General features: G+C 69.4%; 13 protein-coding genes. 3 read left to right on the top strand and 10 right to left on the bottom strand.

The genetic code is table 11. The features are described from left to right. Nucleotides 1-8: 8 nt before the first annotated feature. From AC1VNH_RS12670 to AC1VNH_RS12635, 8 genes are all read right to left on the bottom strand, one after another. Complete coding sequence (locus AC1VNH_RS12670) at nucleotides 9-1,184, bottom strand: S8 family peptidase (RefSeq protein WP_483111751.1); 1,176 nt, start codon at nucleotides 1,182-1,184, stop codon at nucleotides 9-11. A 150-nt stretch (nucleotides 1,185-1,334) separates the two neighbouring features. Next, a complete protein-coding gene (locus tag AC1VNH_RS12665) occupies nucleotides 1,335-1,625 on the bottom strand; it encodes a WXG100 family type VII secretion target (RefSeq protein ID WP_344230990.1) in 291 nt (96 codons plus the stop codon). Nucleotide 1,626: 1 nt separating this feature from the next. Beyond that, nucleotides 1,627-1,944: a WXG100 family type VII secretion target gene (locus tag AC1VNH_RS12660; RefSeq protein ID WP_483111750.1), complete on the bottom strand. Its 318-nt coding sequence runs from the start codon at nucleotides 1,942-1,944 to the stop codon at nucleotides 1,627-1,629. A 3-nt stretch (nucleotides 1,945-1,947) separates the two neighbouring features. Next, nucleotides 1,948-3,288, bottom strand: a complete 1,341-nt coding sequence (locus AC1VNH_RS12655; RefSeq protein WP_483111749.1) for a hypothetical protein — start codon at nucleotides 3,286-3,288, stop codon at nucleotides 1,948-1,950. Then, on the bottom strand, nucleotides 3,285-4,556 hold the full coding sequence (locus tag AC1VNH_RS12650; protein ID WP_483111748.1) for a S8 family peptidase: 1,272 nt from the start codon (nucleotides 4,554-4,556) through the stop codon (nucleotides 3,285-3,287). The genes AC1VNH_RS12655 and AC1VNH_RS12650 overlap by 4 nt, the downstream gene beginning before the upstream one ends. Next, a complete protein-coding gene (locus AC1VNH_RS12645) occupies nucleotides 4,553-4,936 on the bottom strand; it encodes a hypothetical protein (RefSeq protein ID WP_483111747.1) in 384 nt (127 codons plus the stop codon). Before AC1VNH_RS12645 ends, AC1VNH_RS12650 begins: the two co-directional genes overlap by 4 nt. Before the next feature lie 83 nt (nucleotides 4,937-5,019). Beyond that, the gene (locus AC1VNH_RS12640; RefSeq protein WP_137419266.1) at nucleotides 5,020-5,301 is read right to left on the bottom strand and encodes a WXG100 family type VII secretion target; all 282 of its coding nucleotides are present in this window, start codon (nucleotides 5,299-5,301) and stop codon (nucleotides 5,020-5,022) included. Between the two features lie 43 nt (nucleotides 5,302-5,344). Beyond that, the gene (locus tag AC1VNH_RS12635) at nucleotides 5,345-5,659 is read right to left on the bottom strand and encodes a WXG100 family type VII secretion target (RefSeq protein WP_137418805.1); all 315 of its coding nucleotides are present in this window, start codon (nucleotides 5,657-5,659) and stop codon (nucleotides 5,345-5,347) included. Between the two features lie 271 nt (nucleotides 5,660-5,930). Between AC1VNH_RS12635 and eccD the strand changes: the two genes are divergently transcribed. Genes eccD through AC1VNH_RS12620 form a run of 3 tightly spaced genes read left to right on the top strand, consistent with a single transcriptional unit; the run spans nucleotide 5,931 to nucleotide 9,966 of the window. Further along, the gene (gene eccD, locus AC1VNH_RS12630; RefSeq protein WP_483111746.1) at nucleotides 5,931-7,271 is read left to right on the top strand and encodes a type VII secretion integral membrane protein EccD; all 1,341 of its coding nucleotides are present in this window, start codon (nucleotides 5,931-5,933) and stop codon (nucleotides 7,269-7,271) included. Between the two features lie 3 nt (nucleotides 7,272-7,274). Further along, entirely contained in the window at nucleotides 7,275-8,624 is a 1,350-nt protein-coding gene (gene eccB / locus AC1VNH_RS12625; RefSeq protein WP_483111744.1) for a type VII secretion protein EccB, read from the top strand. Between the two features lie 4 nt (nucleotides 8,625-8,628). After that, nucleotides 8,629-9,966, top strand: coding sequence for a S8 family serine peptidase (locus tag AC1VNH_RS12620; protein ID WP_483111743.1), 1,338 nt, complete (start codon nucleotides 8,629-8,631; stop codon nucleotides 9,964-9,966). Between the two features lie 5 nt (nucleotides 9,967-9,971). Here AC1VNH_RS12620 and AC1VNH_RS12615 read toward each other — a convergent pair whose 3' ends face one another. Together AC1VNH_RS12615 and AC1VNH_RS12610 are read right to left on the bottom strand one after the other, a co-directional pair. Further along, a complete protein-coding gene (locus AC1VNH_RS12615; protein WP_483111741.1) occupies nucleotides 9,972-11,132 on the bottom strand; it encodes an FHA domain-containing protein in 1,161 nt (386 codons plus the stop codon). A 50-nt stretch (nucleotides 11,133-11,182) separates the two neighbouring features. Then, on the bottom strand, nucleotides 11,183-11,650 hold the full coding sequence (locus AC1VNH_RS12610; RefSeq protein WP_483111740.1) for a hypothetical protein: 468 nt from the start codon (nucleotides 11,648-11,650) through the stop codon (nucleotides 11,183-11,185). Between the last annotated feature and the right edge of the window lie 18 nt (nucleotides 11,651-11,668).

Below are 11,668 nucleotides of genomic sequence, written 5' to 3'. Positions count from 1 at the left end.
AGACGCCATCACGCCCCCACCCGCCGACGACTCCGCCGCACGAGAACCACCGTCACGACCACACTCACCACGATGAGCACCACCACGCCCAGACCCACCCCGAGGACGACTGGGGGCAACAGCGATCTGTCGGTTGATCCCGCGGGCGGGGCCGCAGCAAGCTCCTGTTCGGCGGTGGCGATCTGCTGGGCCGACGGCTGTTGAAGACGCTTGTCCAGCAAAGGATTCTCGTCCGGGTACTGCAACGGGTCCGCCGCGAGGAGGCGGGTGAGAGAAGCGGTCCCGTAGCCAAAACCATCGCTTGCGTCGAACTCGAGCGGGTGATCTTCAGACCCGGTGTTGTGCACGAGCGACTGGATCAGCTGGTTGCCCGTGGCGTCCGGGTACTTCTGCATCCCGACGGCCAGGATGCCCGCGACCAAAGGTGTCGCCAGCGAGGTCCCCGTCCCGCGCCCCGCCACGTCCCATGAACCTGCGTTGTCACCGATCGTGGATATGTCTACACCCGGTGCGACAACCGTCGTTCCAGGAATTCGGTTCTCCACCCCCAGGCCCCCCGCAGGGAGGCTGGAGTTGCGATCGATAGCGCTCACCGCGATCACGCCGTTGAACGCTGCCGGAAGAATGCCCTGATTGAATCCGTCGTTAGGGTTACCCGCCACGAGCGGAACCTTGCGGGCCACCGCCTCGGCCACGGTCTCGTTATCTGCACTCGTGGTCTCGCCGACAACGACCGCCGTCATGATGACGTCGGCGCCGTCGTCGAGGGCGCGCTGGATCATCCACATCAACGGCGAGTGCCCGGAAGCCTCAACCTCGGGCGTCGGCGTGCAATCCGCCAGAGCACCCACCCCGTAGAACGTCACAGAAGATTCAGGCGCGATACCCTTCGTTCCCGCCACACCAGTGCCGTTACCGATCAGCATCGCCGTCACCGTCGACCCATGCTCCGACTCAGCATTCGCCTCTTTCGTCGGCGGCTCCACGCCCTCACACGCCGCACTAGGAGCGACGGTCAGGTCAGCGCCCGCGAAATCCGGCAACTCCGGATTGATCTGGCTGTCCACCACCGCGATCTTCACGCCCTTACCGGTCCAGCCAGCATCATGCGCATCCTGAACGTGGTAACCCTCATACCACCACTGCCCGCCATCCGCAGCGGACGCGGGAGCCGTGGTGCTCATCGCGGCGACCACAAGCAGCGCGGTCGTGACGTACTCGCGAAGCGTTCGAGTTCGCAAGTCTTCTCCCCGGAAGCGGTATCGGGGAGTGAACGCGCGCGTTCACTCCCCGAGACCGAGATCGACCCGCGTCTCGCGGGCTCGCCATGATCGTCAGCGCTGGAACAGCTTCGCCGCATTGCGGTCGGTCGTGACGTAGTCCTCGGCGATGGACTCGGTCGCCGAAGCGATGTTCGCCAGCACCGCCTTCATGTGCTCGAACTCCATCGACCACGCGCGCTGCGCGTTGTCGTATGCCACGCGGGCCGCTCCGTCCCAGTTGCCGCGAAGGCGGTTCGCCTCCTGTTCGAGCGCCCGGAGGGCACCCTCGATGCGCTGCGATTCACGCCGCAACTCGCCGGCCGATGCGGTCAGTGCCGCCGGAGTGATGCTCAGATCGCCCATTTCACGCCCCTCCCATCATCGCGCCCAGGCCGCCGATGGTGGACTGGTGCTGCTCCTCCAGAGCGTTCTGCGCACGCTCGGTGGATCGCAGCGCCTCCTCCAGGTGGACCAGCGTCTGGTTGATCTTCTGTGCGCCCGCCGTCCACGTCTGCATCATCTGCGCGTATGACTGCGAGGCCTCACCCTGCCAGATCGACTGGATCTGGTCGAGCTCGGCGATCACGTGTCGGGTGCTGTCGGCGATGTCGAGGTAGGTCGCTGAGACCGCCTCGGCGCCGCGCAGCAGCGCTCCCTCTTCTGCGGAGATCTTCTCGCTCATGTGTCAGTCCCTTCCCCCTGCGCCCGCGCCCTCGGAGCGAGGGCCGAACTCTGCATCGTCTTCGATCGACGGCGCGATCGGACCGCCGAGACCGCGACCCTTCTTGTCGCTGCGACCTCCGCCGCCGGCACCGGCACCGGCTCCGCCGCCGCCCATCATGCCTGTGGCCCCGCGCGAACCGCCCGCGGCTTCTCCCGCAGCCCCTGCGCCGACACCAGCACCGCCGGCACCGGCCTTACCGAGCAGCCCGCCACCGGCGCCGCCACCTGCATTGGCCGTGAGGCCACCGCCAAGACCACCGGCACCGCCACGCGCCGCGAGGCCAGCCCCACCGAGCCCACCGGCTCCGCGAAGCCCCCCGAGCCCACCGGCTGCGGCCGCCTTACCGAGGCCGCCCAAGGCCGCGGCACCGCCGGCGCCGGCCACGAAGCCGCTAGACAGGCCTCCGGAGCCCATTCCGCCGGACCCCAGGCCGCCCGACCCTCCAGGACCAACAGGCGCCCACGGTGCTTGACCCCCACCGGGGTAGGTGCCGATTCCGTTTCCCACCGGACCGTCCGGATGCACGATGACACCCGGAGCCGGCAGCGCGTTGTAGATCGGCGGCCGCGCCGTGCCCCCAGGACCGCTCGCGTTGGGATCATCAGGCACGAACCGCGGGCCCGCCCCCTCGGGACCGGGCATGATCACACCGCCCTGTCCCGGCGGGACTCCGATCGGCGTGTTGTAGTCCGGGTACTTCTGGAAGCTCGGAGTCTGGGGACCGCCCGGGTCGATGTTGGTGTTCTGCAAGTGGGGCGGGATGTCTGGGATGCTGCCGTATACATTCGCCATCGGCGGAAGCTCTGGGAAAGCCTGCTGATCGTTGTTGAGAGCGGTGCTCACAGACTCGACCGCCGCCCTCGCCTGCGCTTCGCGCTGAGATCCGAGGAACCAGTTGGCTGCGGCGATCGCCCCCTCACCCGCGATGATGGAGAAACCCGGGAAGAAGATCGTCGTGCCCACAGCGACGTTGCGGATGGTCTGCTGGTCTTCTGCGCTCAGCGATCCTGAGTCCAACGACGCGAGAGCGCGCTGGGCTTCCTCGCGACGCGTGTTCGCTATCTTGATGGCAGCTGGAAGCGTGGTCTTCACGACACCGATCAGGTCGCCGATGTCTTCCTTCGCCGCCTCCATCTGAGCGATGGCATCACGGTCGGTCTGACCGGTGAGGCCAGTGTCGCTGGCGACGCGGTTGAGCAGCGTCGTCAACGCCTCCAGCGCCTCAGCGACCTTCGGGAGGTTCGGAAGCGTCCACTCCGGCGCGTTGGCGAGATTCTGGAGGCGTGTCTCCCATTCGCTCATGATTGCCCCTTTCGCTGGGTGCGGTTGTTTCGACGAACGATGACGACGGTCACCACGACGGCGACCAGGATGAGCACCACGACTCCGATGGCCACTCCGACAAGAAGCGGAAGGATCGATTGCGCGCCCGATTGCGGGTCCTCAGCGGGAGCCGTGGGTTCGGCGGACGCGAGCGCTTGCTCGGCCGTAGCGATCTCCTCCGCAGAGGGTTGTTCGAGGCCCTTACCGAGAAGGGGGTTCGTGTCCGGGTACTGCGTGGGGTCGGCCGCCAGAACACGAGTGAGGGATGCAGCACCGTAACCGAAACCGTCGCTCGGGTCGTACACCAGAGGATGATCCTCGCTACCCGTGTTGTGTACGAGCGATTGGAGCAGCTGATTCCCGGTGGCGTTCGGGAACTTCTGCATCGCGGCTGCCAGAATGCCGGCAACCTGCGGGGTTGCGAAGGAGGTCCCTGTTCCGAGTCCTGGGGTATCCCAGGAGTTGTTGTCACCGAGCGTCGAGATCGCAACGCCGGGTGCAACCACCGTCGTCTCAGAGATCACGTTGGGAACTCCGAGCGCCGCGATCGGCAGCTCGAGGTTTTGATCGACGGCGCTGACAGCGACTACGCCAACGAAGCGGGCGGGCAGGAGGCCCTGCTTGAAACCGTCATTCGGGTTACCGGCGATCAAGGGGACCTTGCGCGCGATCGCCTCCGCGATCGTGGTCCGATCGGCCGGTTGTGCTTGACCGATGACGACGGTCGTCATGACGATGTCGGCGCCGTCGTCTAGTGCGCGCTGCAGCATCCACCCGAGGGGCGTGTGCCGCGACTGCTCGACCTCCGCCGTCGGGGTGCAGTCCTCCAGCGCTCCCACGCCGTAGAACGTCACGGATGCGTCTGGCACGATGCCCTTCGTTCCGGCAACACCCGTGCCGTTGCCGATCAACATCGCCGTTACCGTCGAACCGTGCTCAGACTCTGCGTTCGCTTCGGTCGTTGACGGCTCGGCGCCCTCGCACGCTGCACCTGGAGCGACGGTCAGGTCCGCGCCCGCGAAATCGGGAAGCTCTGGGTTGATCTGACTGTCGACGACGGCGATCTTCACACCCTTGCCGGTCCAACCCTCTGCGTGTGCGTCTGCCACCTTGTAGACGTCATACCACCATTGCCCGTTATCGGTCGCGGCGGAGGCAGGCGCCCAGCCGATGCCGGCGAGGATCGCTGTGGTTACCACGACGACAAGCGGGCGCCAGCCACTACCAACGATGGAGTGCGTACTCACCAGGTCCGCGCCGACTTCTTCGCCGAGGCATCTCCCGGTACATCTGCCGACTCCGGCGCGGTCGCCGCGTTGAGGTACGCAGCTGCCTGGCGCGCTTCCAGCGACGTGTTGCCGTCCGTTTCCAGCAACGCCTCAGAAGCCTTCTGAAGAGCCTCCGCGTTCTGCCTCACGTACAGCTGGACGAGCTCGGTCTTCTGCCCGATCTGCTCAGCGTAGCTCCTCAGAGCAGCGACGTAGTCTGCTTGCGCGATCTCCTTGGTGGAGCCTTCGGTCGTCTTGATCTCGTCGGTGGTGGGCATCGTCGCTGCCTGCTCTTGAAGACGAGCGATGTTCTGCATCAGTACATCGAGGCTGAGCGAGATCTGGTTCGCGATGCTCATGGTGTTCCCCCGGAAAGTCTGTGTGTGAAAGCCGGATGCGGGCCGGCGCGGTTCTCACCGGCCGACCCGCAACACGAGGTGTGTCAGAGCGCGAAGCGCCCGGCGGCCGAACGGTCGGTCGAGACGTAGCCCTGCGAGATCTCTTCGGTCTTCGCCGCGATCTGCTCGAGGAGCGTGTTGAGGGCGATCAGCGACTGGTTCCACTTGCGCTGAGCGTCGTCGTAGGCGTTCTGCGCTTCACCGTTCCAGGAGGCGCGGAGCTTGCCGACCTCGGACTCGAGGGTCTCGAGCTGCGACTTGATCCCGTTGGCGCCGCCGCGGATCTGCTGCGAGAGCGCGATGACCTGCTCGGGACGGACGGACATGGACTGCATTGAAGTTTCCTTTCCGAAAGCCTGCGCCGAAGCGTCAGGCACCCATCATCGAGTTGAGACCGGAGATCGTCTGCTGGTGCGATTCTTCCGAGGCGGCCTGGTCGCGCTCGGTGCCCGACAGGGCCTCCTCGAGCGTCACCAGCACCTCGTTGAGCTTGGTGGTCTCCTGGTTCCACCGCGCCATGAGCTGCGTGTAAGCGCCGGCTGCGGCGCCCGTCCAGAATCCGGAGACCTGCTCGATCTCGGAACGGACCTTCTTGACCTGCTGGTCGACACCGGCCTTGGCCGTGTTGACTGCCTGGGCGCCGCGCTTGAGAGCACCCTCTTCAGCGGAGATCACATCTGCCACGACTTCCCCCTCATCCCTCATCATCGGCGTTCCCGCCAGCCGGCCGCTCTTCGCGAGGTGAAGGGCGTAGGAAACCGACCGATCTAAAGCTAGGGAGGTTTTCGAGGGGTGGGCAAGCTCTCCACAGGGCATTGCCATGAGACTTCTCTCACGTTATAAACCACCGGCGCTGTGCCGTCCAGCAAGCGTGCCCCGCGCGCACGGGACCATAGAATGGCGGCGCGCGAGGACAGCGCATCTTGTCGCCCGAGCCGGAGGGGGAGCCCGCACCGTGGCCCAGACGATCAGCGCGCCGCGCGCGCTACTTCGGATCTCCGTACAGAGCGAGGGGCGCCGACTGGACATCGGCGTGCCCGCGCATGTGCCGCTCATCGAGTTCATGCCCGGTTTCGCCCGGAGCCTCGGTGTGCTCGATCCGACCATGACGTACGCGGGCTACGCGCTGCAGAAGGCCGACGGCACGGTGCTGGATGCGGCGCAGGGCGCGGCGTCACAGAGCGTGTCCGACGGAGACGTGCTCACGCTGGCTCGTGGCGGGCTCATCGCCCAGCCGCGGGTCTACGACGACATCGTCGAGGCGGTCATCGATGCCACCGGCCAGCAGAACCGGCCGTGGACGGCACGAGACAACGCCCGGACGGCTCTGGCGGTCAGCCTCACCCTCCTCGGACTCTGCGCGCTTCTCCTTCTGGCGGCCGGCCCCTCGCTGGGGCTCGGTGCGCTCATCGCCGGCGGCGGAGCCGTCATCCTCGCGACCGTCGCCGCCGTCGTCGCCCGGCTCGGGCAGCTCGAGGCGGGCCAGGGGCTGGGCATCGCCGCTTCGGTGTTCGCCGCCCTCTCCGGATACCTCGCCGTGCCGACGTCGCTCGATCTGTGGGGCTGGCCGCTGGCCGCCGCCGGCCTCGGGATGCTCGTCGTGGGAGGCGCCGCCCTCGCGCTCATGCCCGACCGCGCCGAGGTGCAGCTCGTTCCCGTGGCGCTGGGCGGAGTGGTCGGCATCGCGGCCGCGATCACAGCGCTGCTCCCGGAGGGGACGGTCGCGCCCTACGCACTCATGATCGGCATCGTCGGCACGCTCTCCGGTACCCTGCCGTGGCTCGTCCTCAGCTCGACGCGTCTGCGCGTCATCTCCCCGCAGAGCGACGCGGACATGTTCGCCGACCCGCAGCCGATCGACGCCGCCGACGTACGGGCGCGCACGGCGCGCGGTCAGCGCACCCTCGTGGCCCTGCGCGTCGCGCTCGGTGTCGCCGTGCTCGCCGCCACACCGCTCGTCGCCTCCGACGGCGTCGTCGGCGCGATCCTGTGCACGCTCGCCTTCCTCGGCATGATGTTCCCCTCCCGCCAGACCTATGCCCGCTCGGGCGTGCTCGCCATCATGGCCGTCGGCACGGCAGGACTCGCCGCATCCGGCCTGACGATCTCGCTCACCCAACCCGAGCTGCGCACGGCGCTGCTCATCGCGCTCGGCGTCGCCGCAGCGATCGTGGTCACCGTCACCCTGCTCTCCCCCAAGGCGCGCACGCGTCTCGCGCGGGTGTCCGACACCGTCGAGCTCGTGCTGCTCGCGCTCCTGCTGCCGTTGGGCGTCATCGCGGCGGGTCTGGCCTGATCGATGGCGACCAAGAACGACCTCATCGAGGCGCAGACCTTCTCGCGCCGTCGCCTGCTCACGGCCTTCGTCAGCGGCGCGCCGGGCGGCAAGGAGCTCGAGCCCACCGCCCCCCTGCGCGCGGTCATCGCCGCCATCGCGCTCACGGTCGGCGTCGTCCTGGTCGGGGTGTTCTACGGACTCATCCGACCGGGACTGCCGAACGGCTGGGACAACGGCAAGCTCATCATCGTCAAGGACACCGGGTCGCGCTTCATCACCCAGGACGGCGTGCTCTACCCGGTCATCAACACCGCGAGCGCCCGTCTCATCCTGCCCTCCAGCGACTTCCAGGTGATCGACACCGATCAGCAGAATCTCGAGGGAGTCCGCCTCGGTCCCACGCTCGGCATCGTCGGCGCACCCGACGAGATCCCCACTCCCGCCGGCCTGACCAACAGCGGCTGGGGCGCCTGCGTGACCGACGACGCCGCACTGGACGTGCGCATCGGTGGCACTGCCCCCCAGGAGGCGAGCGGGCGGGCCGTCGTCGTCGACGCCGCCGGTTCGCGCTACGTGATCGCCGATGGGCTGCGCTTCGCGGTCTCCAAGAACGACGGCGACGCGGTGCTGCGCGCCGCCGGCATCGGCACGCTCAACCCGGTGAAGGTTCCGGTCGACTGGCTGAACCTGTTCACGCCGGGCGCGGACCTCGCCCCCCTGCGCGTATCGAACGCGGGCACCGCCGTGCAAGGGACATCGCTGCGGGTCGGTGACGTCGTGCACGCCACGGGCGAGCCCGAGGACCGGCGCTCCCTCGTACAGTCGGACGGCACCCTCGCCGAGCTCACACCGCTCGCCTGGCAGCTCTACCAGCTCGGCGGCCAGACGTCGCAGGTGCGCGAGGTCACGCAAGCCGAGACGGGCAGCCTTCCCTCGGCCGACAAGCGTGCCGGCGGAGCGGACTGGCCCACGCAGAGCTTCACGGCCATCGACACCGACGAGCGCCCCTGCGCCGCACTCGTCGGCGACAACGCCGAGACCCGCACCGTGCTGGCCACTCAGCCACGTTCGGACAGCGTCACCGCCCAGGTGCGCGTGACCGCAGGCGCCGGCGCTCTGGTGCGGTCGGGCGGTCGCGGCGATCAGAACACCGCACTGGTGACACTCGTCGACGCGACGGGCACCTCCTACGCCCTGCCCGGCGCCACCGAGGAGACCATCGCACGGCTCGGGTTCACTCCCGACGACATCGGCACGGCCGCGGACGTGTGGATCGACCTGCTGCGCACCGGCCCCGCCCTGACCGAGGCCGCCGCCGGCATGTCCACCGACGGCTCCCGGCCGCTCCCCACGCCCACGGCGGGAGGCTGATCGCATGCGCCCCGCACCCGGGATCACCCGGCGGCCGTTGCGACGGGTCGCCGCGGCGCTCTCCGCGGCGACCCTGGCGGGCGTGCTGCTGGGCGCCGTTCCCGTGGATGTCCCCGCCGCATCCGCGCAGTCGCAGCAGGGCTGCAATGCCGCGACGCGCATCGGTGCCGCACCTCCGGCCCTGTCGATGCTGCAAAGCGAGCTGGCATGGGGCATCACGCGGGGCGCGGGTGTGACGGTCGCGGTCGTCGACTCCGGCGTTCTGGCAATCAACCCGCATCTGGTCGATGCATTCGCGGGCGGAGTGAATCTCGTCGGCGACGGTCAGGCACCCGACGGCTCGACCGACGTGTACGGTCACGGCACGGCCATCGCCGGGCAGATCGCCGCGCGCAAGCTCGACGCCTCGGGTGTCGAAGGTCTCGCCCCGGAGGCGAAGATCCTCTCGGTGCGGGTCTTCGCCAGCGACGACAAGCAGACGGCCGAGGCGGGCTTCGGACCACAGATCGGCAAGCTGGCCGCCGGCATCCGCTGGGCGGCCGACGCCGGAGCGCAGATCATCAACGTCTCGATGAGCACGACCGACGACGTGCCCGAGGTGGCGGATGCGGTCGCCTACGCGACCTCGCGCGGCAGCCTCGTGATCGGCAGCTCGGGCAATCGCAACAACGTCCTCTCCCTCGTGCAGACCGAGGCCGATGTCCCGCGCTACCCGGCGAACTACCCCGGCGTGCTGGGTGTCGCCGCCACGGATCTGCAGGGGGTCGTGACGGACGACAGCATCCACGGCTCACACGTGGCCATCGCCGCTCCCGGGCAGAGCATCATCACGACGTCGCAGTTCGGCGGCGACTGCGTGTACGCGGACAGCGCCCCGGCCACCAGCTACTCCGCGGGATACGTCTCGGCGGCGGCGGCGCTCGTCGCCGCCGCACATCCGGACGAGACCCCCGCCGAGTGGGCCTATCGCCTCACGGCGACCGCCGTGCGCAGCGACCCCGACACCCGCGACGACCGATCGGGCTGGGGCGTCGTGCAGCCGTACGACGCCATCGTGATGCAGCCGGGACCGGGGCTTCGCGGGCCTGCGAGCCCGTTCGCCGGCAGCGAGGCCGCCGCACCGGAGCAGCCCGCTGCGGATCCGGTCACGGTCGTCCACCAGCCCGCGCCCGACGAGGAGGCCATCTTCTTCGGGACCACGGCTGCAGTCGGAGCGCTCATCGCGATCGGCGGTGCAGGCGCGCTCGGCGTCTTCGTCTCCCGCCGCCGGCAGGCGGCGACGGCCGCGCAGCCCGTCCGGCGCGGCGGAGGGCTCTACCGCGACGACGCACCGCGCGACTGAGGTCCTCAGCTCGCGCGGCGAATCTGCACCACGGCGTCTCCGAGCACGAAGCGGTCGGTCACCGGCGCGGATCCGCCCGCCGCGACGGCCTGCTCGGCACCGGAGGGGTCCAGCAGGCTGACACCGTTCGTGGAACCGAGGTCGGTGATGGTCCACCCGCTGCCGTCCCAGACCAGGCGCGCGTGCTCCTTCGAGACCGTACGCGCATCGTCGGTGACCGCGACGTACTGCACGCCGCTCTCCGCAGCGCGAGGATTGCGCCCGAGCACGAGCGCTGCCGAGGCGACGGCGACGATCTCGCCCGAGGGGAGCGCGAGCGACCATCCTGTCGGTGCGGACGTCTCGTCGGCGCTGCGTCGCGCGCGACGCGTCAGAGGTGCGGGTTCCGGCTCCACCGCGCCGGAGCGCAGGACCGGTGCAGGCTGGCCGGGCGCGGGCGACTGCGCGCTCTGCGGCTGGGCGACCGGAGTCGGCGGCGCGGCGACGGGTGCCGCGGGCGGAACGACGGGGGCCGGTGCGGAGGCGACAGCCGGCGCGGGGAACGACGGCGCACCCATGGGCGGCACCGCCGGAGCCGGAGCCGCGGGCGCGCCGCGGCGCATGGGGCCGTATCCACTCGGCGCAGGGGCCGGCGTCGCGGCAGCGGGAGCCGCGCCGGGCGCCATCGGGGCGAGAGCGACCGGGGGCACGGGCGGCGCGACGACCGCATCCGGGATGGCGGGCGGGCGCTGCGCCGGCGGGGCGACGGCGAACACGGGCGCGGGACGCCCGGGCGCGACCGCGGGCTGCTGGGGTGCGGCAGGAGCGCGCCCACCGGAGAGCACCGCGGCCCACACCGGCGGCAGCAGCACGCCCAGCACGGTCGTTCCCGCGCCGCGCCCCGCCTCGCTGTTGATGCGGTGCACGGCCATGATCTTGAGGATCAGGGCGTAGACGTTCACGAAGGGGACGAGCAGCAGCGCGGCCTTCACGGGGTCGACGTTGCCGAGCCGGAAGAGCTCCGCCTCGTTCATGATCGGCACCCACGCCCGCCAGGGCTCGGTCTCTCGCTCCTGAAGAACCCGAGAGAGCCCGATGGCGTACCAGACGTGCCAGCCGGCGGCGAAGATGCCGCCGAGCACGGCGGCGACGATCACGACGGTCAGCGGGACCGAGCTGTCATCCACGGATTCTTCGTCTCCCCTCGGGCCGCGCGCTCGAGGGCCCTCGCCCAACGCTACCGGCCCGCATCCGCGGGACGCAGCCCCTTGCCTTCCGTCAGCGGAGCGACCACGAGTTCATGCCCTCCCTCGACCAGCGCCGCCGCCCCGCGGTCGAGGGCATCGGCCGTATAGGGCACCGCGATCGTGCTTCCGTGCGTGAGGCGATCGAGCATGATCAGGATGCGGGTGCGACCGGCATCCGGCTCAGCCGTCATCGTCGCGCGCGCCTCGAAGCCCCAAGACCTCATCCCGGGGATGAGTTCGACACCGACCACATTCAAGGCGATGAACCGCAGCGCCGAGCCGGCCTTCAACCGGCGCATCGACAGCGCGGAGTCGACCATGCGGTACTTCGCATCCACCAGCGCCGTAGTGAACGCATCCAGCGCTACCGATGCAGGCGCCGTCGTTCGCACGATCCAGGTCGGCTTGATGAAGACGCCGCCGTCGGTCGGGAAGTGGCGCCCCCCGTCCGTTCCCATGCGCCCGCTCCGATGCCG

This window comes from Microbacterium sp. KU4F (genome assembly GCF_056868075.1).
This window is presented reverse-complemented; position numbering and strand designations above follow the sequence as displayed.